The sequence below is a fragment of the Aminipila butyrica genome (assembly GCF_010669305.1).
In the GTDB taxonomy this organism is placed as follows: domain Bacteria; phylum Bacillota; class Clostridia; order Peptostreptococcales; family Anaerovoracaceae; genus Aminipila; species Aminipila butyrica.
On record NZ_CP048649.1, the window covers coordinates 1,245,063 to 1,269,044 of the forward strand.

21 protein-coding genes are annotated in these 23,982 nt (G+C 46.3%); 17 read left to right on the forward strand and 4 right to left on the reverse strand.

The features are described from left to right. Positions 1–39: 39 nt before the first annotated feature. From Ami103574_RS06055 to Ami103574_RS06085, 7 genes are all read left to right on the forward strand, one after another. On the forward strand, positions 40–2,745 hold the full coding sequence (locus Ami103574_RS06055; protein ID WP_163065776.1) for a valine--tRNA ligase: 2,706 nt from the start codon (positions 40–42) through the stop codon (positions 2,743–2,745). A gap of 70 nt (positions 2,746–2,815) precedes the next feature. Next, positions 2,816–4,114, forward strand: a complete 1,299-nt coding sequence (locus tag Ami103574_RS06060) for a bifunctional folylpolyglutamate synthase/dihydrofolate synthase (protein ID WP_163065777.1) — start codon at positions 2,816–2,818, stop codon at positions 4,112–4,114. Positions 4,115–4,152: 38 nt separating this feature from the next. Further along, positions 4,153–5,082, forward strand: coding sequence for a YegS/Rv2252/BmrU family lipid kinase (locus Ami103574_RS06065; RefSeq protein WP_163065778.1), 930 nt, complete (start codon positions 4,153–4,155; stop codon positions 5,080–5,082). Positions 5,083–5,150: 68 nt separating this feature from the next. Next, positions 5,151–6,242, forward strand: coding sequence for a tRNA 2-thiouridine(34) synthase MnmA (gene mnmA, locus Ami103574_RS06070; RefSeq protein ID WP_246213205.1), 1,092 nt, complete (start codon positions 5,151–5,153; stop codon positions 6,240–6,242). 57 nt (positions 6,243–6,299) lie between these two features. Then, positions 6,300–6,749 (forward strand): GNAT family N-acetyltransferase, encoded by a 450-nt coding sequence (locus tag Ami103574_RS06075; RefSeq protein ID WP_163065780.1) that lies wholly within the window; start codon positions 6,300–6,302, stop codon positions 6,747–6,749. A gap of 141 nt (positions 6,750–6,890) precedes the next feature. Beyond that, positions 6,891–7,628: a polysaccharide deacetylase family protein gene (locus Ami103574_RS06080; RefSeq protein WP_246213206.1), complete on the forward strand. Its 738-nt coding sequence runs from the start codon at positions 6,891–6,893 to the stop codon at positions 7,626–7,628. 148 nt (positions 7,629–7,776) lie between these two features. Then, positions 7,777–8,073, forward strand: coding sequence for a hypothetical protein (locus Ami103574_RS06085; RefSeq protein ID WP_163065782.1), 297 nt, complete (start codon positions 7,777–7,779; stop codon positions 8,071–8,073). A 79-nt stretch (positions 8,074–8,152) separates the two neighbouring features. Here Ami103574_RS06085 and Ami103574_RS06090 read toward each other — a convergent pair whose 3' ends face one another. From Ami103574_RS06090 to Ami103574_RS06100, 3 genes are read right to left on the reverse strand one after another with little or no spacing between them, the layout of a single operon-like run. Further along, a complete protein-coding gene (locus tag Ami103574_RS06090; protein ID WP_163065783.1) occupies positions 8,153–9,118 on the reverse strand; it encodes a S66 peptidase family protein in 966 nt (321 codons plus the stop codon). 46 nt (positions 9,119–9,164) lie between these two features. Then, entirely contained in the window at positions 9,165–9,698 is a 534-nt protein-coding gene (locus Ami103574_RS06095; protein ID WP_163065784.1) for a spore maturation protein, read from the reverse strand. A 31-nt stretch (positions 9,699–9,729) separates the two neighbouring features. After that, entirely contained in the window at positions 9,730–10,398 is a 669-nt protein-coding gene (locus tag Ami103574_RS06100) for a nucleoside recognition domain-containing protein (RefSeq protein ID WP_163065785.1), read from the reverse strand. A gap of 213 nt (positions 10,399–10,611) precedes the next feature. On the opposite strand from Ami103574_RS06100, the gene Ami103574_RS06105 reads away from it, so the two are divergent. Then, entirely contained in the window at positions 10,612–11,202 is a 591-nt protein-coding gene (locus tag Ami103574_RS06105) for a hypothetical protein (protein ID WP_163065786.1), read from the forward strand. Between the two features lie 84 nt (positions 11,203–11,286). Here the strand turns inward: Ami103574_RS06105 and Ami103574_RS06110 are convergent, their stop codons facing one another. Then, positions 11,287–12,234 carry a dipeptidase gene (locus Ami103574_RS06110; protein ID WP_163065787.1) on the reverse strand — a complete coding sequence of 316 codons (948 nt, stop codon included), beginning with the start codon at positions 12,232–12,234 and terminating at the stop codon, positions 11,287–11,289. 66 nt (positions 12,235–12,300) lie between these two features. Between Ami103574_RS06110 and Ami103574_RS06115 the strand changes: the two genes are divergently transcribed. The 9 genes from Ami103574_RS06115 to plsX all read left to right on the forward strand — a co-directional run bounded on the left by Ami103574_RS06115 (position 12,301) and on the right by plsX (position 23,982). Further along, complete coding sequence (locus Ami103574_RS06115) at positions 12,301–12,867, forward strand: M15 family metallopeptidase (RefSeq protein ID WP_163065788.1); 567 nt, start codon at positions 12,301–12,303, stop codon at positions 12,865–12,867. Between the two features lie 133 nt (positions 12,868–13,000). After that, a complete protein-coding gene (locus Ami103574_RS06120) occupies positions 13,001–14,200 on the forward strand; it encodes a M20 metallopeptidase family protein (protein WP_163065789.1) in 1,200 nt (399 codons plus the stop codon). Positions 14,201–14,473: 273 nt separating this feature from the next. Continuing rightward, entirely contained in the window at positions 14,474–15,916 is a 1,443-nt protein-coding gene (locus tag Ami103574_RS06125) for an amino acid permease (RefSeq protein ID WP_163065790.1), read from the forward strand. A 3-nt stretch (positions 15,917–15,919) separates the two neighbouring features. Next, positions 15,920–17,131, forward strand: coding sequence for a M20 family metallopeptidase (locus tag Ami103574_RS06130; protein WP_163065791.1), 1,212 nt, complete (start codon positions 15,920–15,922; stop codon positions 17,129–17,131). Between the two features lie 23 nt (positions 17,132–17,154). Then, positions 17,155–18,777 (forward strand): amidohydrolase, encoded by a 1,623-nt coding sequence (locus Ami103574_RS06135; RefSeq protein ID WP_163065792.1) that lies wholly within the window; start codon positions 17,155–17,157, stop codon positions 18,775–18,777. Positions 18,778–18,907: 130 nt separating this feature from the next. Continuing rightward, positions 18,908–20,470 (forward strand): amidohydrolase, encoded by a 1,563-nt coding sequence (locus Ami103574_RS06140; RefSeq protein WP_163065793.1) that lies wholly within the window; start codon positions 18,908–18,910, stop codon positions 20,468–20,470. Next, positions 20,463–21,638: an AfsR/SARP family transcriptional regulator gene (locus tag Ami103574_RS06145; RefSeq protein WP_163065794.1), complete on the forward strand. Its 1,176-nt coding sequence runs from the start codon at positions 20,463–20,465 to the stop codon at positions 21,636–21,638. The genes Ami103574_RS06140 and Ami103574_RS06145 overlap by 8 nt, the downstream gene beginning before the upstream one ends. A gap of 203 nt (positions 21,639–21,841) precedes the next feature. Continuing rightward, positions 21,842–22,495: a single-stranded DNA-binding protein gene (locus Ami103574_RS06150; protein ID WP_163065795.1), complete on the forward strand. Its 654-nt coding sequence runs from the start codon at positions 21,842–21,844 to the stop codon at positions 22,493–22,495. A gap of 473 nt (positions 22,496–22,968) precedes the next feature. Then, positions 22,969–23,982 carry a phosphate acyltransferase PlsX gene (gene plsX, locus Ami103574_RS06155; RefSeq protein WP_163065796.1) on the forward strand — a complete coding sequence of 338 codons (1,014 nt, stop codon included), beginning with the start codon at positions 22,969–22,971 and terminating at the stop codon, positions 23,980–23,982.

Below are 23,982 nucleotides of genomic sequence, written 5' to 3' on the forward strand. Positions count from 1 at the left end.
CTGAGAAAAGCAGAACAGAGATAAAGGAGAAAAAAGTATATGGAAAAAAATCTGGCAAAGACTTATGATCCAAAGGATTTTGAAGACAGAATATATCAAGAATGGGAAGAAAAAAGAGCCTTTCACGCTGAGGTAGATCCCAATAAGAAACCTTTCACTATTGTCATGCCCCCACCAAACATCACGGGGCAGCTGCACATGGGCCATGCGCTGGACCAGACTTTGCAGGACGTTTTAACCCGCTGGAAGCGGATGCAGGGCTACAGCTCTCTCTGGCTGCCGGGTTCCGATCATGCTAGTATCGCCACGGAGGTGAAAGTGGTCGATAAGATTCGTAAAGAAGAAGGCAAGGAAAAGGAAGAGCTGGGACGGGAAGAATTTTTGCGCCGGGCTTGGGCTTGGAAGGAAGAGTATGGCGGACGGATTACAGAACAGTGCCGAAAGCTGGGAGATTCCTGCGATTGGGAACGGGAACGGTTCACCATGGACGAAGGCTGCAACAAGGCGGTGAAGGAGATGTTTGTCCGTCTGTACGAAAAGGGCTTAATCTACAGAGGCAACCGACTGATCAACTGGTGCCCGGAATGTGGTACCTCCCTGTCCGATGCGGAAGTTGAACACGAAGATAAGAACGGAAAATACTGGTACTTTAGATATCCTGGAGCAGACGGCAGCGAAGGCATTGTTGTCGCTACCTCCAGACCGGAGACGATGTTTGCTGACGAAGCCATTGCCGTGCACCCTGACGATGAGCGGTACAAGCATCTGATTGGCACGAAAGTGCTTCTGCCGTTGGTAGGGAAAGAACTGCCGATTATTGCGGACCAGTATCCCGACCCAGAAAAGGGCACCGGTGCTGTAAAGATTACACCGGCTCACGACCCCAACGATTTTGAAGTGGGTCAGCGGCACGGACTGCCTCAGACTACCTGCATCAACATGGACGCTACCATGGGAGAAACCGCAGGAAAGTATGCTGGCATGACGCGGTTTGAATGCAGAAAGGCCTGGGTAGCTGATTTGGAACAGGCAGGCTACTTGGTAAAGACAGAGGAAAAGGTTATTCCTTCCGGGGAATGTTACCGCTGTAATACCATCATCGAGCCGATGCTGTCCGATCAGTGGTTTGTCAAGATGGAAGAGCTGGCTAAGCCGGCCATCGATGTGGCGAAAGACGGCAGACTGGAGCATGTGCCGGAGCGGTTTGAAAAGATTTACCTGCATTGGCTGGAGAATATCCGGGATTGGTGCATTTCCAGACAGCTGTGGTGGGGACACCGGATACCGGCCTACTACTGTGACGACTGCGGCGAGCTGATGGTAGCCCGGACCGAGCCGGAAAAGTGCAGTAAGTGCGGAAGTACCAACCTGCGGCAGGATGAGGATGTGCTGGACACCTGGTTCTCTTCAGCGCTGTGGCCGTTTTCTACTCTGGGCTGGCCAGAGAAGACTCCAGAGATGGAATATTTTTATCCGACGGATGTGCTGGTGACTGGCTACGATATCATCTTCTTCTGGGTAGTGCGGATGGTCTTTTCAGCCCTGGAAGTGACGGGGGAATCGCCGTTTAAATACGTATACGTTCACGGTCTAGTGCGGGATGCAGAAGGCCGCAAGATGAGTAAATCCCTGGGCAACGGCATCGACCCCCTGGAGATTATTGACCAGTACGGAGCAGATGCACTGCGGTTCATGCTGATGACTGGCATCACCCCGGGTAACGACATGCGCTTCAAAGAGGACAAGCTGGAATCTGCCAGAAACTTTGCGAATAAGCTGTGGAACGCTTCTCGATTTGTGATCATGAATTTGCAGGATGAAGAGGGCAACTTCAAGGCGATGGCTGAGGCCGGTCAAGGGCTGGACAAGCTGAATTTAAAGGACGAAGATAAGTGGATTCTGGCTCGGGTAAACGAGGCGGTTCAGTATGTGACTCAATCCATGGACAAATTTGACTTATCCCTGGCAGGACAGCGGGTGTACGAGGTCATCTGGAATGAGTACTGTGACTGGTATATCGAGCTGGTAAAAGGCCGGTTATACGGAGACGATGAAGCAGATAAAAAAGTGGCTCGGTACGTATTAGTACGGGCACTGAAAGATATGCTGAAGCTTCTGCATCCGTTTATGCCGTTTATTACAGAGGAAATCTGGAACTTCCTACCGAAAGAGGCGGACAAGGCTCAGGCAGCAGGCAATTCAGAGGGCTTCCTGATTAAGGAAAGCTGGCCGGTGTTTGACGATGGTCTGACCTTTGCAGCGGAAGTGGAAACCATGGAGCGAACCATGGAGGCCATCCGGGCAATCCGTAATATTCGGGCGGAGGCTGAAGCGGCTCCGAGCAGAAAGCTGCGGGCGGTTATTGTGGCAGAGGGAAAAGCCATGAAGCAGATTCAGGCTGGAGAACGGCATATCAAGGCGCTGGCTAACATTACCGAAATTCAGTTTACGGAAGATAAAAGTCAGGTGCCGGCGGAAGTTATGTCTGCTGTCATGGGGGCGGTAGAACTGTTTATCCCACTGGACGACCTGCTGGATTACAAGGCCGAGTTTGAACGGCTGACCAAGGAAAAGGCCCGGCTGGAAGGGGAAGTGAAGCGAGTAGCGGGAAAGCTGAACAACCAGGGCTTTGTGGCGAAGGCACCGGAAAAGGTCATTCAGGAAGAGAAGGAAAAGCAGATTAAATATCAGGATATGCTGGAAAAGGTGACAGAGCGGTTGATTCTGGTAGAAAAGAAACTGTAGGCGAAGAGTGAACAGGTGCACCCTCATTAGGTTTTGCCTTTTGGGGGTGGCAGTTGGTGTGAGGGCATCCATGAGCAGAGAAAATGCAATAGAAAAAATCAAAGAATTTGAACGCTTCGGCAGCAGGCTGGGGTTGGAACGGATGAGTGTCCTGATGGAGCGGTTAGGGAATCCCCAGAAGGACTTAAAATATATTCATGTGGCAGGCACCAACGGAAAAGGTTCCGTGTGCCGGTATCTGTATGAAGGACTACAGGGGAACGGTTACAAGGTGGGCTTATTCACCTCCCCATTTTTACAGGTCTTCAATGAGCGGATTGAGTTTGATCATCAGTTGATTTCCGATGAAGACCTGGAACGGTGTACTGGTTTGGTACTGGAACAGGTAGAGGAAATGATGGCTAAAGGCCTGGATTCCCCTACGGAGTTTGAGGTAATTACAGCGGTAGCCTTTGTGTACTTTCACCTGAAAAAGGCAGATTTTGTGATTCTGGAAGTAGGCTTGGGGGGCCGAGGGGATTCCACCAATGTGATCGAAAAACCGTTGGCTTCTGTGATCACTTCTATTTCCTACGATCATATGGATCGGCTGGGAAATACCTTAGCGGAGATTGCCTCAGAGAAGGCAGGTATCATCAAAGAGGGTGTGCCGGTCATCATGAACGTGGACAGACGGGAAGCCGCCAAAGTGCTGGCCAAGGAAGCCTATGAGAAAAATTGTGTGCTGCATGATGTGAGCAAAATTAAATACGCCATTACAGAAAAGAGTATAGAAGGCTATTCCCTGGACACCAATATATATGGTACCGACTATGCGGAGGTTCAGATTTCCATGGCTGGAAAGCATCAGATGCAGAATGTACTGACGGCACTGGTGACCTTGGAGTTACTGCGGAAGGATTCTATTATTAAAGTAGAGCGCAGCAGACTGTATGCAGGCTTAAAAAAAGCCCGTCAGATGGGCAGATTTGAGGTCATGAAGGAGAATCCATATGTTATAATAGATGGAGCACACAATGAGGACGGCGCGGCAGCCCTGAAAAAAACAGCAGAAGAATTGCTGCCAGATCAAAAAATTCTGTTTGTGACAGGGATGCTGGGAGATAAGGATACGGAGAAGATTCTCGATCATTTCTGCCAGATTGCCGATGACTTCGTCGTGACGGAGCCGGATAACTCTCGAAAATACCCGGCAGTTCAGCTGGCGGAAGACTTGGAAAAGCGCGGGAAGCACTGTGTGGTTCTGGCGGATTCGGCAGAAGCTTGCAGATATGCCTTGGCTCATCGAGAAAACTATGGAGCGGTAATCTTTGCAGGTTCTCTGTACCTGATTGGAGAAATCAGGGGACTGCTAAAAGATAAACTGTGATTAGAACATATCAAAGGGAATGATTTTGGAGGTTGAACATGAATAACAAGGAGATGGCAAGAAAAAGAGTATTGCTGTTTTATAATCCCTATTCGGGAAACGGCATGTTTAAAAATAACTTGGATTTGATTATCAGCAGGTTTCAAAGTGCCGGCTACATTGTGGAGCCAGTGCGGGCCGGACAAGGGGAAGAGCTGGACAGTGTCTTTTCTTTTATGGACCAAAGCCAGTTTCATCAAGTCATTGCAGCAGGAGGAGACGGGACCATCAACATCTGTGTCAACGCCATGCTGCGCAACAACATTGATCTCCCCCTGACCGTGATGCCGGCAGGAACAGCAAACGACTTTGCTTATTACTTCGACTTGCCTCACGACATTAATGAGATGATGGATATTGCCTTAGGCGGAAAGTATACCTATGCCGATGTGGGCAAGGTCAACGATAAATATTTCATCAATGTAGCAGCCATGGGCATGTTGGTAGATGTCAGTCAGAAGACGGATCCCAATTTGAAGAATACCTTAGGCATTTTGTCTTATTACCTGAAAGGGTTGACAGAAGTCACCAACTTGCGGCCGATTCCGGTTAAACTCACCAGCGGCGAGTTTTCAGGAGAAGAAAATATGTATTTTATGCTGGTCATGAATGGCCGGTCAGCAGGAGGCTTTAAGAAAATATCCCCTAACTCAGAGATTAACGATGGCCTGCTGGATGTGATGCTCTTTAAGGAAATGCCTATTTTGGAGTTCGGACCGCTGCTGGTGAACATTCTTCAGGGCAACCATCAGGAAAATAAGAATGTGATCTACTTCAAGACCAACGACTTAACCATCGAATCCACCCAGGAGGTTTCCACGGATGTGGACGGTGAGAAGGGTGAAAACTTTCCGCTGCACTTTACGGTTCTGCCGAGCAAGCTGAAAATTTCTACTCGGTATCAGGACATGAAAGGGCCGTTCTGGTAATTTGAAAAACAATGATTAGGGGCAGAGGAGAGACTCTGCCCTTTTATGTAAACAGGAGAATCTATTATATGACAAAGGTTTTAGTGGGCATGAGCGGCGGCGTGGACAGCTCGGTTTCCGTTTATCTTTTGCAGCAGCAGGGATATGAGGTCAGCGGCGCCACCCTGAAGCTCTTTGACAACGAAGATATCGGTATTTTGGACAAGGAAAAGACGTGCTGTTCCCTATCGGACGTGCAGGATGCCAGAAATGTGGCTATGAAGCTGGGGTGCAGGCATTATGTATTTAACTACAGCCAGTGGTTTATGGAGGATGTGGTGAAGCGGTTTGCCCGCAGCTATGAAGAGGGACAGACCCCCAATCCCTGCATTGACTGCAACCGTTACATTAAGTTTAGCCGGATGTTGGAACGCGCTAAGTTTTTGGGTTTTGATTACATCGCTACAGGCCATTACGCCCAGGTGGATAGAGATCCGAGTACCGGCCGCTATCTGTTGAGAAAGGGAGCGGATTCAAGCAAGGATCAGAGTTATGTGCTGTACACCTTGACCCAGGAAGAGCTGTCCCGGACACTGTTCCCCTTGGGAAAGATGACCAAGCAGGAAATTCGGACTATCGCAGAGGGGGAAGGTTTTGTGAACGCTCAGAAGCGAGACAGCCAAGACATCTGTTTTGTTCAGGATGGGGACTACGCAGGCTTTTTAGAGCGCGTGATGGGGGTTTCTTCCCCCACGGGAGATTTCGTCGACCGGGCAGGCCGAAAGATTGGCAGACACCGAGGGCTGATTCATTACACGGTGGGACAGCGGAAGGGTCTAGGACAGACCTTCGGCAAGCCAATGTACGTGCTGGATAAGAAAAAAGCAGAGAATACAGTGACCTTGGGCAGTCATGAGGAACTGTTTTCCGCTGGCATGGTGGTATCCGAGGTGAATTGGATTGCCATAGAGGCCCTCAAGGAGCCGATGGAGGTGACGGTGAAAGCCCGGTATTCCATGAAAGAAGTGGCAGCGGTTATTTATCCCTTAGAGAACGGACAAGTGCGAGTGGCCTTTGACGAAAAACAGCGGGCTATCACCCCAGGCCAAGCAGCGGTATTTTACCAGGGAGATCTGGTGATAGGCGGCGGTACTATTATCGGACCGGTTTCTGAGCAGTAAAGCCGCTTATGCAGACTGCTGCTGATAGTTTAAAAAAAGAGGAAGAAGGAGAAGCAGATGGACGAATATACTATGCGTCTATCGGAAACGATGGACTACGAGGCACTAAAAGTCTTATATATAAAAAATGACCTGGAGGTGGACCCCGACTTGCCTATGCCGGAAGGGGTAGTGAAGAACTGGCAGATTATCAACCAGGAGGATCGGCTGGTGGCCGGGTTGACTCTGGCCAAGTATGAGGATGAATTCATCATAGACGGCATCGCTGTAGAACCGGAATACCGGAAGCTGAAGCTAGGCAAGATTTTGCTGGAAAAAGCTGTGTCAGAAGTTCGAAGCCTGGGAGGTACAATCATCTTTCTAGTAGCCCGAGCACCAGAATTTTTTAGGAAACAGGGTTTTATAACGATTGAGCCGGAGACTGCCCCTCAAGTATTCGACTGCATGACATGTCCTCAATATGGGATTCAGTGTCATCCGGAAGTAATGCGATTGGATTTAGAATAGCAGGCAGCTGGTACAGAGCAGGCTGACGGCTAAGGCAGAAGAGCTGATGAGCGCCTTTTCCAGATAGAGATAGGAGGCATGAACAGGCTGGTCACCGCATAAGATGATAGTATGAATCTTGCGGATTGGAGGGACCTGGAGATGAAAATGCTTTCTAGAGTGCTGGCGGTGCTCATGGGCCTGGCAGCAGCTATATGGGTCTATCAGGCGGTGGATGTGGGGGCAGTGGTCAACCAAGACCGAAAATTGCCTATCTATAGTGTGGAGACCACTGAAAAGAAGGTGGCCATCAGCTTTGACGCGGCTTGGGGAGATGAACGGACCATCGGCATCTTAGATGATCTAGATAAATTTAACGTAAAGGCTACTTTTTTTCTGGTAAAATTCTGGGCGGAAAAATACCCTCAGGATGTAGCAGAAATTCAAAAGAGAGGCCATGAGATTGGCAATCACTCTGCCACTCATCCCGACATGACCGGCCTGACAGAAGAAAAGATTGCCAGTGAGCTGAAGGAAACGTCGGATGTCATTGAAAAGATTACAGGAAAGCGCACGACACTGTTTCGGCCGCCTTTCGGGGCTTACGATAATCATGTAATTCAGACCTGTGAAAAGGAGGGTTACAAGGTCATTCAGTGGTCGGTAGACAGCTTAGACTGGAAAGACATATCCACAGAGCAGATTGTAGATCGGGTTACCAGAAACGTCAAGTCTGGAGACATCATCCTTTTTCATAACAATGCGGAGCATGTGGATGAATACTTACCGTTAGTGCTTAAAAGCTTACAAGATCAGGGCTTTCAGATTGTCCCGGTGGGGCAGTTGATTCATTATGAGAAGTATCGCATGGACCCGGCAGGTAAGCAGTGTAAAATATAAGCCGATGAAAGTCTCCTTTAAAACGTCAGCCTGTTTTAAAGGAGACTTTTTTGTTGCCATTAAAGCAAAGAACTTATTTTCCTGACGGCTGGCAGTTGAAGGCTCAGGGGATTTATGTTAAAATTAAGAAAAGAAAGGATGTGAAGAGATGAAAGATTATAAGAATATCGAGAAGATTGATACCCTGGACGATGGAACCATGAACGTATTGATGAAAAACGGCAAGGGGGCCGTGGTAGAAATCATTCGACTGAACGAAAAATTTCAGGCAGCGATTTATAAGCTTTTCGCTCCTGATTTTGAGCAGGTGGCCCAGAGAGAAGGATCCCTAGCCAGGCTGGGGCATCACGACGGATACAAGGAATGTGCCAAGGAGGCTTTAGGCTGGATTGATGAGAATCCGCTGGAATTCATCGAACCCCAGGAGATTAAGCCGATAAAATAATGATAAAGAAAAGATTAAAGAGAAAGGGAAGAACAAAAAGCTGTTCGACCTTTCTCTTTTGTTTTCAGCAGAAAATAGCTCAGGTGAGAGCACCCGGCGAAGGGGCTGTTGTTTTACAGGAAAGTGTTTTCTGGACATCAAAGCAAATGGATGTTGAACTAGTATCCACCGTGCAATGAGCCCCTAAGGGCAACGTCAAGTTGGGATTTCCATGACCGCTTTGGATATTATATAAGACCGGAACGGCAATACCTTCTAGGGCCTCTTGAAAGAGCTGTAATTCGGTGTAGTCCGGCATGTTTTCATTTGGACATTGGGTAAACTGACCTAAAAGAATACCAGCACAGTCCTGGAACTTGCCGGCATTTTTCAGCTGGTATACCAGACGGTCCATGCGACTGACCGTTTCACCGACTTCCTCTATAAAGAATATTTTCCCTCGGGTATCTACCTCGTAAGGAGTTGCCAATGAGGCACACAGCAGGGAGAGATTGCCGCCCACCAAGGGTCCAGCCCCTCGGCCCTTCTGCAGAACTTGAAGGGGGCAGCCTGCCGGATTCTTAAACTGGTAAGCTTCTTCTGTGCACAGGGCTTGAAAGAGACTGCACTTAGAATCTTCATCTAGGTCATCCACTAGGTTGGAGGAAACCATGGGACCGTGGAAAGTTACCAGTCCACACTGCTGATTAAAGAGCAGGTGGAAACTGGTCACGTCGCTATAGCCCACAAAGATCTTTGGATTGGCCTTAATCAAGTCTAAGTCCAAGTTTTCCAAGGCTCGAATACCTCCGTAGCCCCCACGGATGCAGAATATGGCTTCCACTTCGGGATCGGCAAACATGCGATTGATCCAGCTGCTGCGGGTTTGGCCGTCTCCGGCCATGTAGCCTCCTTGATTGTGGGTTAGGTTATCCGCCATTTTTACGCGGAAGCCCAGTTGCTCCATCACAGCACGGCATTGGGCTGCCCGCTCCGGCGATATGGGGGAGCTGGGACAGATTAGACCCACCGTAGCCCCGGTTCGCAAAGGTTTTGGATAGTTCATCTCGTATTCCTCATTTCTTGAACAATCGATTTTTTCTCACACAAGATTAATACCACATAATGTTTACGATGATGGTAGCGGCTATGAGAGATGCCGTATCCCCTAACAGGCCGGCCAGGACGGAGTGCCGTACATTGGTGATGCCTACAGCACCGAAGTACACGGCTACGATGTAAAAGGTGGTTTCACCAGAGCCTAGGGCTACGGAGGCAATCCGGCCAATTTGGCTCTGGGTGCCGTAGGTGGAGAGCAGCTCGCTCAGCATTCCTTCGGCAGCCCCGCCGGAGAAGGAACGCATGATGCCCATGGGTAGCACTTCGCCGGGCATACCGATGAGGCTCGTGAGGGGGTCAATGAGAGTTACCAGCCAGTCCATGGCCCCGGAGGCTCTGAACATACCGATAGCGGCCAGCATGCAGACCAGATAAGGAACGATCATGACCGCTGTGGTTAGACCTTCCTTGGCACCTTCTGTAAATACGGAATAAACCTTTACGCCTTTGGTCAGGGCATAAACAGGAATAATCAGCAGGAGCAAGGGAATGGCATAGAGGGAAATGTTATTTAATACTGCTGTCATAAATAGGTACCTCCTTCATACGTTTCACAGCCTACAGCTTGATTGGATCGCTGCCAATGTAATTCTCGTTAATCTCTAACGTTCCGGCGGCCAACTCTTTTTCAATAATGGCGGACAGTTTATACCGCTTGAGTTTCCCTAAGAGAATGGTGGCGGTTATACCAGTAGCCGTGGAGATGATGGTAGCCAAAATAGTAGGACCGACGATTTCTACGGTACCTTCAACTTGAACCGCAGAGCGCAGAGCCAGAACAATAACAGGAATCATCGTAATCGAGGTGGTGGCGATGGCCAACAGCATACACTGGGCGTCCGTAGCAATGTGCTTGGTCTTGTTTAGGGTCTGTAAATCGGCCATGGCTTTGAGGCCAAATGGTGTAGCAGCATTGCCGATACCCAGGATATTTGCAGCAAAGTACAAAGCCATGGAGCTCATAGCTGGATGATCTGCCGGAACTTCTGGAAAAAGTTTCTTCATAACGGGAGCTAAGAAACGGCCAAGTTTTTCGCAGAGACCAGCTTCACTCATGACGGCCATCAGGCCGGTAAAGAAAACCATGACGCCGATGAGACCGAATACAATCTCGACAGCGGTGTTAGCAAATGAAAACATGGCATCCTGCACGGCGCTTACATTTCCAGTGGCGATACCCGCAACAACGGAAATAGCTACCAGGCCTGCCCAAATATAATTCATCATAATCAATAACCTCCTTTAACCTTAATATGTAAAAATATGATGAATTTTAAAGTTTTAGAATGTAAAAATTATGCTATGTCCAAGAAAACCTAAAGAGCAGGGCTAAAGCCTCTAGGCCGGCAATAAACTTTGTGCAAGCAGCCAAGTTTTTCTTCTTTTATGACCGTGGATTACATATACTTGTCCTAAATAGCCAAGAAGGAGGCCGGTTATATGGAAAAAATTACATACTATTATTCCGCTTTGTCCAAGCAGGTTTTCATTCTGCTGCTGGGTTGCTTGGTCCTTTTTCGATTTCTTCTGCTCATGGAGGTAATTCTTTATAATATCAACGGGTACGGGGAATTGATGAATTTGGGAGCCTCCATCGTCTTGTATGGATTCTATTTGGCCGTGTGCCTGCTGGCGTTTACCGGCTATAAGTTTTTCTATACGGAATTTGATGAACAGGAGGTCATTTACCACAACCGGCTGCTGAGAAAACAGAAGCGGGTAGAGCTGACTGAAATCCGGCGGGCCCATCTGACAAAACGAGGCATTTACCTGTATGGAGATGGAGAACGGAAGCCGTTGCTTTATCTGCCCTTCTTTCGTTGGGGAGTTGTTTCTGCCGTAGGGGTGGACCGCTTGTATAAGCTGTTAAAGGAGCGATCCATAGAGATACAAAAAGATTTTAAGGTTCTGCCAGGACATGGGAAGCGGTGGAAGTGGGTCGCCATCCTTTACAGCTGTATGGCCCTGCTGATTCTGGGCTCTGCTACCCAGACACTTTCTTTGGTCGTGGCCATTTTCAAAAGTCGTTGATACAAAAAAAGGCGATGCTTTTATTGAGCGTACCGCCTTCTTTTTGTATATCCTGCTTTATGTATGAGGCCTGAAAAGCCTGGATCAGCCTATTGTTTCCCGCAGAATGCGAAAGGCATTATCTTTAGCTATTTTTTCCACCTGATCGTCGGTAAAGTGGCCAGAAAGAGCTTCCAGCAGACTGGGGTAACCGGCGTAATCGCCAAATTCCAAGCCACATTCGATACCGTCAAAGTCGGAGCCCAGGCCGACGGATTCTATGCCAGCTTTATCTACCATGTGCTTAACATGATTTACAATCTGTTGGATTGTGGCGTATTCGGAATCGGCTTCTAGGAAGGCCGAGCAGAAATTCACACCGACTAAGCCTCCCTGCTGGCCGAGCAACCTCAACTGGTCGTCGGTCAAGTTCCGCCGGTGGTTGCAGAGAGCTCTGGCACAGGAGTGTGAAGCCACAAAAGGCTTTCGACTGTGCCTGGCCACATCGTAGAAGCCACCCTCTGACAGATGGGACACGTCGATGAGCATACCTAATCGATTCATTTCTGAGACTACTTCCAGCCCAAAAGGCTTCAATCCCCGTTGATGTTCGGCAGGATCGTCACTGGACGGATAGCCGATGGCATTTTCAAAATTCCAGGTCAAGGTAATTAACCGTACCCCTTTGTCGAAGACGTCCTGGATTCGTTCCAGCCGATCGCCCAAGACCACGCCGTCTTCAATGGCCAGCAGTGCAGAGATTTTATTCGCTTTGGCGTTGACTAGAATATCTGCGGAGCAGGTTGCGGGACATAGGTGTTGGGCATTTAAAGCCAGCTGGAATTGATACGTCTCATAGACCTGATTGAAAATGTCATAAGGATCCATGGTTGCTTTTTCTTTGGGCGAGATAAAGATGGCAAAAAACTGAGCCAAAGCCTGGCCGTCAATCAGTTTTTTGATGGTGATGTGACCGGGATTGGATGCCAGCGTATATGCCGGGTCCCGGTAACATTCTAGGATGGTGTCACAATGCATATCAATGATGTTCATATCATATTCTCCTTTTCCATATATTTATATAATAAAATGAAGAGTGAGGGAGACAGGGCGCGTAATATGGAGATAAAAAATGGGCTGGTTCGGCTGCTGGACCTGGATGAAGATTTCATCATCGAATTGAAATACGCTACAGGGGACAACTTCACCGGTCAGCAAATTTATTATTCCAACCAGTGCTATATTCACGAGAATACTGCCAGGTTGCTGATTGAGGCCAAGAACCGCTTTCGGCAGGACGGCTTTCGGGTCAAAGTATGGGATGCCTACCGCCCCATACGGGCCCAGATGGCGTTTTGGCGCTTCCTGCCCGATGACCGCTTTGTAGCCAGGCCTCCGGATATGAAGCAAATTAAAGAGTTTAAGACCAACCATATGAATGGCCTGTGTGTGGATCTTACGCTGGTAGATGTAAAAGGAAAGGAACTGATTATGCCCAGCCTTTTTGACGATTTCTCTGAAAGGGCTAGCTTGAGTTGCCCCGACATACCGGAAGAAGCTAGAAAGAATGCGGAATACTTGCGGGATATCATGGAACAGGTAGGGTTTACTGCTTACCAGGGGGAATGGTGGCATTTTTACGACAAGACGATTCCACCAGTTCCTTACAGCGATGACAATTATTAGTATGTCAGCAAGTTGTGATACCTCAGACGCACAGGGGATGCAAAGAAAATACAAATAGAAGATTTGTAAATTTCTATTGCCTATAAGGTATTATGATGAGTGAATGAAAAATAGAACAGTGTGGAGGAAAGCCATGGACATAAGATTGCGCATACATGAAATCGCAGGGGAAATCATCGAGATTAGGAGAAAGCTGCACGCCTGCCCGGAATTGTCGGAACAAGAGGAAGAAACCGCTAAGGTAATCAGCGACTCCCTGAATCGGTGGGATATTATCCACCAGACTGGCATAGGCGGTCATGGCGTTGTTGGGCTAATCCGGGGACAAGGGGCAGTTCACCCGCAGCAGCCGTTTGTGACGGTGGGCATCCGGGCAGATATGGATGCCCTGCCCATAGAGGAAAGCACGGGACTGCCTTTTCAATCAAGAAAGCCTGGCATTATGCATGCCTGCGGACATGATATCCATATGGCTGTGCTGCTGGGGAGTGCCAAGATTTTTAAGGAGATGGCAGAGGAGCTGAACGGTAATATTAAGTTGTTTTTTCAACCGGCGGAGGAAACCGTAGGGGGCGCCTGGCCGATGATTCAGGCGGGCTGCCTGAAGGAACCTCAAGTGGATGCCGTCCTTGGTCTGCATATCGCGCCAGAGCTAGAGGTGGGAAAAGTGGAATTTTGCCGGGGGCAGATGTATGCAGCTTCCACGGAATTTCAGATTGCTGTACAAGGAAAGGGCTGTCATGGCGCTCATCCAGAGAAGGGCGTAGACTCCATCTTGGTCGCTGCCAGCGTGGTGACGGCTCTTCAAAGTATTATCACCAGAAACCTGCCGCCCGTGACCCCGGCAGTCATAACAGTGGGGCGCATACAGGGAGGCAGCAAGAACAACATCGTCGCGCCAGAAACTATTTTGTCCGGTATCATCCGAGCGTTGGATCAGCATGACCGTGAATTCCTTAAAACCCGTCTACAGGAGGTGTCGGAGCAGGTAGCGGCGGGGTTTGGTGCTCGGGCCTTGGTCACATTTGAGGACAGCTATCCGGCGTTAAGCAATGATCGGCAGGTGGTGGAACTTTTGTCACAAGCTGCAGCGAAGGTTTTGGGTCAGGAAGCCATCTGTTTCCAAAAGCAGCCCAGCATGGGCAGCGATGACTTTGCCTATTTTTCTCAGGTCGTAAAGTCAGCTTATTTTCATCTGGGCTGTCTGGAAGAGGGGCAGACGATACCACAGACTCTCCACAGTGGTGACTTAAATCCAGCAGAGGCTTGCCTGGAGATTGGGATACTGGTAGAGGTGTTGGGGGCTTTGGAGCTGCTGAAACAGCGGCCATAAAGCACACCATTTTTATCTAGACAAAACCATTTATATAAATTAATCTAATAAAAAGCTAAATATTTAGAATAATCTTTTAACTTGTACAAGCTGTGCGTTTTATTTCTTTTTTTATACCAAACATTAAACCGATAAATTGTAACAAACCAACCGGATTTAAACCATAATATAAACGGCAGAATGTTATGATGACTAAAATTAAAGTTGCAGACAGCTGAATATAGCCGGCAAAGATGTTGTTCTGTGTGAAATGAAAAAGAAAGGAAGACGGCAATGAGTGAAGAAAACAGTAATCAAGTAAAACGAGGACTCAAAAAGCGGCATCTAAACATGATCGCAATTGGCGGAACCATTGGAACCGGATTGTTTTTGACATCTGGCTACAATATACAAAATGCTGGAGCTTTTGGCGGACCCCTGGCTTATCTTATCATCGGTATCTTAGTTTACGTTCTTATGCATGGCGTTGGAGAGATGTCAACCTTTTTACCGACGTCGGGAGCCTATGCTACCTTTGCAGGGCTATTCGTGCACCCAGTATTTGGCTTCGCCGTGGGCTGGAATGTCTGGATTAATGCGTCTATTTCTATTGGGGCGGAGCTGGTAGGTGGAGCGGTTATCTTACAGCAGTTTTTCCCAAGTGTGCCGCCGTTTGTCTGGTGTGTGGTAATCGGCGTAATTGTTCTGGCATTAAATTTAATTACGGTGAAAGCTTATGGAGAAGCTGAATTCTGGTTTGCCAGCATTAAAGTTGTGACAATTATTATCTTTATTATTGTTGGTATACTCATGGTAGTAGGTCTGGTGGGCAAACAGGGCTTCATTGGGTTTGCCAATTGGAATGCTGGTACCTTGATGCCATTTGGCTTTTCCGCCGTCATTTTAACGGCAGCGGGTGTTATTTGGTCCTATCTAGGTGTAGAAACGGTCACAATAGCTGCTGGAGAAACAGAAAATCCAGAAAAAAATGTGCCGGCTGCTATAAAAACCGTATTTTTCAGAATCGTACTTTTTTACGTAGGCTCGGTAACTATTATGAGTTTGGTTGTGCCGTTTGATCAGGTAAGTGTCATGAACAATGGCTATGCCGGTGTGTTCAAACTGGCTGGCTTCCAGGCAGCAGCCGTGGCCATGAACATTGTTATCCTCACCTCCCTGGCATCCTGTACCAATTCAGTTGTGTATGTGGCAAGCAGAATGTTGATGGCTCTTTCACAAGAGGGAAAGGCACCAAAGGTTTTCGGCAAAGTCAACAGCAGAGGTATTCCGGCACCAGCTATATTGATGACCATGGCCATTGGCTTAATCTCTTTAGCCACGAACTTTGCATCCCCAGATAAGGTTTTTGTCTGGATTGTCTCCATCGCAGGCTTTAATACGCTGCTGACCTGGTTTGGTATTTTGCTTTCTCATTACTGTTTCCGAAAATGGTTGGTTCATCATGGCGGAAAAGTAGAAAACTTAAAATTTAAATCAAAAGCTTATCCGCTGACTACTATATTAGGACTTTTATTCTTGGTTTTCATCGCGGTTGTTACAGCCATAAGCCCTTCTACCCGTCTGACGTTCTACATCGGAGCTCCGATGATGGCCATTTACTTTATCGCTGGCGTGATCGTCTATAAGAGAGGTAAAATCATCCCGGTTAAATATGACTCATTCCTGAACGCAAATATAAACAATGACTCATTCCTGAAAGGGGGAGAAGAAAAATAAACGATGAAAAAGGAAAACCTCAATTCATATGAGACTTTAGAAAAAGAAATAATTGAATTAATGAAAGCACTGATTGCGATTGAAAGTCCCTACTTTCAAGAAGAGGAAATCATGTCTTTTGTAAATAGCTGGTTCCATAATCATCAGTTAGAGTCCTATCTGCATACATACGTGGATAAAAAGGTCACCAAATTTGAAGGTAAAAATGTGGTATTAATTCAGCAAGGAAATCAGCCTGGGCCTACCGTCTGTCTAAACGGACATTTGGACACCGTGAGTTTATGTAAAGGCTGGACCGAGAACCCCTTTGAAGGAACCGTGAAAGATGGCGATATTTATGGGTTAGGGGCCCTGGATATGAAATCAGGATGCAGTGCGATTATGCTTGCTGTAAAACGATTTTCAGAAAGGCATCGGCGCTTCAAAGGGAAGATTCTTGTGACCTTGGTTTCTGATGAAGAGGGCCCCTATGGTCTTGGAACCAATGCGTTAATTGAAGATGGACTGCTGGCGGATGTAGACTTCTCCATTATAGCAGAGCCAAGTGCCGCCTTTCTGGAGAAGCCTTTTCCGGCAATTTGTTTAGGGGCAAGAGGCGGATATGGGGTAGAAATTGAACTGTTTGGCAAATCTGCTCACGCGGCCATACCAGAGCATGGCATTAACGCAGCGACAGATGCGGCAAAAGTCGTCAGTGCATTAAAGGATGTTCACTATTTCCAGGATGAGCTGCTGGGTAAGGGTTCTTTATGTGTGGTGGGGATGGAGAGCGACGGAGGCGCGTGCAGTGTTCCCGATTATGCAACAATCAAACTTTTTTGGCATATTGTCCGCAATGAAAATGAAAGCTCCATACATAAGGAAATCGAAAAGGCAATTAAGCGGGCTGATATTTCCTGTCAATATCAAATTCACTTCAGAGAGGCTCCCTCAGAAGGCTCCAAAGGATTTCTACCTTATACCGTAGAACGCAGCAACACCTTTGTGGATACCTTTATCCGCGTTGCAGAACAAGTCTGCGGGCAGGAAATGAGCATAGGCTATTTACAAAGCATCGGTGATTTCAACTATTTGGGGTCAAGGCTCCAGGCACCGGCTGTAATCTTTGGGGCTGCTGGTCAAGGCCTGCATGGGAGCAATGAACATGCGTCAATTGATTCAATTGTTAAAACATCAGAAACAATATACAACTTTCTAGAAGAAATATTACTTTAGAATAGACCATCGGGGGGATTAAAATGGACACTATTTTTTACAACGGAAGATTTAAAACAATGGATAAGATAAATCCGGAGATAGAGGCTGTAGCGGTTAAAAATGGAATTATCACCAGAACAGGAAAGGATGAGGAAATCCTCGCCCTGGCCAAGGCTCATACTAAAAAGATTGATTTAGGCGGAAGATTTGCCTTGCCGGGGTTCTCTGACAGCCATTTACATCTAATTTACTATGCTAATACCAAACGCAAGGTGGAGTTGTCTCAGGCCAAGTCCATTGAAGAGGTTGTTGATTTGTGTAAAGCAGGGATACAAGAAGAGGATCAAGGGGATGAATGGCTTTTAGGCTGCGGCTGGAATCAGGATGATTGGAATGTGCCGGTATTTCCTACTAGGGCAGATCTGGATAAAGTGTCTGAAGATATTCCTGTTGCCATTACGAGAACCTGTTATCATGCGACTGTTGTCAACTCTAAAGCTTTAGAAGTTCTGGGGCTGGAAAAAGATATACCTATACTTTCCAATGGAATTGTAGAAGTAGATAAACATGGAAAAGCAAACGGGATTTTGCGGGAAAGCGCCCAGAATATTATTTGGAATCGTATGGGTGTACCGGACATAGAAGATCTTAAGGATCGAATCGAAGATGCCTGCTTGGATGCCGCCTCGAAAGGGATTACGGCAATACAGACAGATGATTTTGAAACCTTTACAGGGGATACCATGGACTTGGTCATCCGGGCGTATAAGGAACTGGTATCCGAGGAAAGACTGCCGATTCGAATTTATCAACAGTGCCTGCTGCGCACACCAGAAAAACTCCAGGGATTTTTGGATAAAGGCTATAAGACTGGTTATGAATTTGGTTTTTACAAAATTGGGCCTTTAAAGTTGCTGAATGATGGGTCCCTGGGAGCCAGAACCGCTCACTTGAGAAAGCCCTATTGGGATGATCCCAGCACATCGGGCGTCCCATTGTATGATCAGGAAAAGCTCACTGAAATGATAAAGATGGGCCATGAAAATGGCATGCAGATTGCCATTCACTGTATTGGTGATGCGGCGATAGAAATGGCTGTCAACAGCTTCGAGAAGGTTATGCTTGAATCACCTCGAATAGACCCAAGGCATGGGATTGTGCATTGTCAGATTACAGACCTGGATTTGATTGAGCGGATAAAAAAACTGAACTTGTTGATCTATGCGCAGCCAATTTTCATTAGGGCTGACCGGCAAATTATTAATCAAAGAGTCGGCACAGAATTGGGAAACACAAGCTACAACTGGCGAGCCTATGCAGATCGAAATATTCATATAAGCGGAGGATCGGACTGTCCTGTGGAGAAATTTGATAGCATTCCTAATATTTATTGTGCCGTGACGGGGAAGAATCCTGAAAACGACAGTGATCCCCCATGGCATCCAGAAAATTGCCTGACAGTTGATGAAACCATAAAAAGTTTTACCGCAGAGGGTGCTTATGCAGCCTTTCAGGAAAACGAAAGAGGAACTATTTCAGTGGGGAAATATGCCGATATGGTTGTATTGAGCGGGGATATTTATCGCATACCGGAATCTCAGATTAAAAATATTCAGGTCGAAATGACCATTGTAAATGGTGAAATAAAATATTCCGTATCATAAAAAATCAGCTTAATGCGGGACGTTGAATTGCTTCCCGCATTAGGCTACAATACCAATATTGGATGTCAGCGGTGAAACGGGATGGAAGTAAAGCCCTTTGTCATACTGGGAGGGAAGGCAGGAGAAAAAGATGCATGCAGATCTTTTGATAAGAAATGGAAAATGTTTATGTGTGGCTAATGATCACGTTTATGATTGGATAGCTGTGACCGACAATAATATATCGGGAGTGGGTTATCGAGAGGAATATAAACTGATCTTTGACAGCATCGATCGCAGCATCGATGCAAATGGCAATACCGTTTTGCCCGGTTTTTATGATAGCCACTTTCATTTAGTGCAAACGGGACTGAATTCATTGAGCTTAGATTTATCAAAAGCCGCTTCTTTTGATGATATTGGGGACCTAATCCGAGAGCAGGCCAGATTAACTCCCGAACAGCCCATTCATGCAAAAGGATTGTATCCCTATAATTTAAAAGAAAAGTGTTTCCCCGACCGGACGGTATTGGATAAGTTCTGCAATGATGTTCCTGTGTGGGTCACCAGCAGCGAGTTTCATATCAGTGCGTTAAATACATATGGGATATTATATTACAAGATTCCCTTCACAATAGGTGGAATTGAGCTTGACAGCAAAGCCATGCCCACGGGCATCTTTAAACAGCAGGCTAATGTCATCCTAAGAGAAAATATTTTAAGAAGCATATCCAATTCTTATCGGCTGGATGCGGTGAAAGGCGTGCTGGATAATGCCATTAAGCACGGAATTACTACCATAGATACCATGGAGGGCGGCTTTTTGTTTTGTAATAAGGATGCGGAACTGATATATGATTATAGGGATACATTCCCTATTGATGTCAATTTATATTACCAGACGTCAGATATTAAAAAAGTTAAGGAGCTTCGCTTGTCTCGAATGGGTTCCAATCCCTTTATCGATGGAACATTAGGCTCCAGAAATGCAGCCCTTTACTTTCCTTATGCAGATGATCCCAATAACATGGGGGAACTGTATTTTACACAAGAAGATTTAAATGAATTTTTAGTAGAATGTTATAAAAACCGGTTGCAGACTTCGCTTCATGTCATTGGTGGCAGAGCGATTGAACTAGCCATCAAGGCCCATGAGCATGCGTTGAACATTACCGGCAATACAGGGCTTCGGCACCGGCTCGAGCATGTGGAACTGGTCAATAACAGTCAGATTTTAAGAGCTAGAGAGCTAGGGCTCGTGTTTTCTATGCAGCCCACCTATGAACACTTATGGGGCGGAAAAGGTAAAATGTATGAGGTGAGAATTGGTGAACACTATAAAGAAGCAAATCCTTTCCGAGAGATTCTTGACAGCGGTGTTGTCATCTGCGGAAGTTCTGAAAGTGATGTGACCCCCATTGGACCGACGCTAGGCATCCATTCTGCCGTAAATCACTCGGTAAAGGAACATCGAGTAGAACGGATGGAAGCGATTCGGATGTTTACCATCAATGGAGCTTTTGCCGTTTTTGAAGAGAAGACAAAGGGCAGTTTAGAGGTGGGCAAAGTAGCGGATATTGTGATTTTAAACAAAGATATTATGAACGTACCCCAGGAAAAGATAAAGGATGTAGCAGTGGAGACGACAATTAAATCGGGATGTATTTTATATCATACAAATGAATTATGCTTGGGAGTGAATGGTCATGACTGAACTGATGGTGAATATGATGGGAAGGGTAGAGTTTAAGTATGGTGAAAAAAATTTAGAACATAAACTGAGCAACAAGGGGATTGCGCTGATCAGCCTTTTGATGCTGCACATGGAAAAAGGGGTCAGCAGAGAAAGACTGATATCCTTTCTGTGGGCAGACAGCGATGAAGAAGCGGCAAAATATAACCTCCGTTACAACCTTTGGAATATAAAGAAAGTGATTCATGCAGATAAAAGCGGTCACGAATTTATTGTAGCCAATAAAGACTATTGCCAGTTGAACCATGATTATGATTTTGAATCCGATTTGCTAAAACTCATGACCTTTGAAAGCCGAGGTGCCGATCCATCAATCGAAGAACTGTATAGCTGCAAGCAGCTGTTCAGGGGAGACTTTCTGGAAGGCATCTATTTAAGAAATTGTGATGAATTTAATGAAAAAATTATTTTAGAGCGGATTGTTTATCAAAATAAATATGTGGCCTTATTAAATGCTATTGCTGAAAAATATGAGGTTTATGAAAATTTTGAGGAATGTGTCACGATTTTAAATGAATTAGTCTGTATTGAGCCTTACAATGAAAAAGTCGTTCAGCGGCAGATGAAGGCCTATATTGGATTGGGCAAACGAAGTGAAGCCATTAACTGCTATAAAAAGTTTGAGGCGGCCTTGCGCAGTGACTTGAATATTTCTCCTACTCAAGAGTTAAAGCTTTTATATAACGAGTTATTGGAAAAGCCCCAAGTCATTATGAAAGCTTTTTCGCGAAATGGCAGCCTAAAGAGGCAAAAAATGGAGATTGAGGTACAATGTATAGAAAATATAGATTATTTTTGTATGGCAGATATTGTCCGAAAGATCATCCTACAGGGGGATAGAAAGTACATATTTGGACTGAATAAATGCTATCTCGACGACTTGAATTTTATTCAGCTAGAAGTTGGACTTGGTTATGAAAAGCTCCATTCCGATAAGTGCTGCCTGTATACTTCTCTGCCCAGCGTGAGGATTGTAGATGCTTTTATTAAGTTTATCCTGTACATAAATGAAATCTATGTTCTTCATATAAGGATTAGCGGTACGGAGAAAATGGATCAGATTTCACGTTATATTATAAATTACCTGAAACAGCTGCAAGCAGCAGAGCTGTACATAAAAGAATCTTGATGCTGTCTGACAAGTTATATGTACCAGCGGATAGCAGGCTGCGTCAAAATAATAAATAGGAGACAGCTCGTCTTTTTAAGAAGCTTCCATAAACTGGAGCTTCTTTTTTTCCCCTAGGCAATTTTGTGAATAAATATGGACCCCTTTAATAGAATGTAAGTAGCAAAGCTTCGCGCTGCATGGAGTATAAGGGGGAAAAAGAAATGGAGAATGTTCAGCTTCAAGGTACGGTATTAGATGAAAACAGATGTGAGACCAATAAAGCGCTACTTCAAGGGACCGTGTTGACAGACTTGCAGTTCAGCCACAAATCCTACGGAGAGAGTTTCTACTGGTTTGAGATGGGTATTGGCAGAAAAAGCGGCTATCGGGATGAAATCAAAGTAGTGGTTTCAGAGCGGCTAATCTGGGATATCAGTTTCAGCATTGGCTGCCGAATCCGAGTAGAAGGCCAGGTACGCACTTATAACGAAGAGTGTGAGGGAAGGAGTAAGCTGAACATTGTAGTTTTCGCCAGAGGCATTAGCCGACTGGAGACTGAGGAGGAAGAGGATCAGGACGAAAACAACATTTATTTGGACGGATTTTTGTGCAAGACACCTATCCGCCGGACATCACCTTTAGGACGGGAACTCTGTGACATCATGCTAGCCGTCAATCGGATGTATAACAAGTCCGACTACATACCTTGCATCGCTTGGGGACGGAACGCTACCTATGCCGGTGGGCTAGAAGTTGGCACGAAGCTGGCCATCATCGGGCGGATTCAGAGCCGGGAATACAAGAAGCGAGACGGAGACGGCAATATTCTCAGCCGCATTGCTTACGAAGTGTCAATTTTAAAGATCGAGGAATAGCTCGTAAATAAATCCTGCGGCATAGGGTAAAATATCAAAATAATATTTTGTTCATATAGAAAATATGGTATAATGGTTCCTATTATTGGGATGCGGCGTTGCCGTAAGGAGGGAACCATTGAATCATGCTGCGACATGGCTTGCATGGTATAATAATCTCTACTATTGGTGTATAGCAGAATTAAAATGAAGGGATTATTTCACCATGCCCACCCTTTATTAAACTAGAAGCCTGTTGCAAAAAAGGGATTATTTTATCATATCCTACCACACGGCAAATCTGCCAATTATTGAAGGGTATGGTATAATGGTTCTTAAGGATTGGGGTATGGCAAAACAGAGCACCAACCTTACGGCACTGCCGTAAGGCGGAAAACATGAATGCTGCTGCGACGCAGCTTACATGGTATCGACATTCTTGTTATTGAACGAATGAACACTATGAGAAAAACCGTATGAACGGAGGAATAAAGATGAAGATCATATTGGACGGAATGGGCGGCGACCACGCCCCTTTGGAAATTGTCAAGGGTGCGGTGGACGCTGCCAAGGAAATTACCCATACCATCGTAATCATAGGAGATGAAAAAAAGATCGCGGCAGAGCTGAAAAAATATAAGTATGATAAAAAGCAAATTCTCATCGAGCATGCCAGCGATGTAATCGACAACTGCGATGCCCCAGTAAAGGCCGTGCGGACAAAAAAAGAATCCTCCTTGGTGAAGGGAATCACTATGGTTAAAGAAGGCAAGGGTGACCTGTTCATATCTGCGGGCAATTCTGGAGCCCTGATGGCAGGAGGCCTGTTTATTCTGGGCAGAATACAGGGCATCGACCGGCCCGCTATGGCCAGTATATACCCAATCTTGGGTGGACAACCCTCCCTGCTGGTAGATGCGGGGGCGAATTCGGAATGTAAGCCGGACAACCTGTTGGAGTTTGCTACCATGGGCAGCATTTACATGGAAAAGGTGCTGGGCCGTAAGAATCCCACGGTTGGTTTGGTCAATATCGGTGCAGAAGAGACAAAAGGCACGACTGTTACCCGGGCCGCTCATGAACTGCTGATTAAGAGCCGACTAAACTTTATCGGCAATGTAGAGGCCAGAGAGGTTCCTTTTGGTGCCAGCGATGTAGTTGTCTGTGATGGATTTGTGGGCAACGTGATTTTAAAGCTGACAGAAGGCATGGCTCTGTCGCTTTTAAAACAGCTGAAGATAAAGCTGACGTCCGGATTAATCGCCAAGGTGGGTTCTGCTTTGCTTTACGATAAGTTCAAAGGGCTAAAAAGCGAATTTGACTACTCCGAGTATGGCGGTGCGCCCATTTTAGGTGTTAAGGGGCCTATCGTGAAGATGCACGGATCTTCCAATGCTAATGCCGTTAAGAATACTATTTTAAAGGGAATTCCTTACGCTGAGCAGAATGTGGTTCAGACCATACTGGATTCTGTATTGGAACTTGAGGAGATAAAAATCAGTGAATAA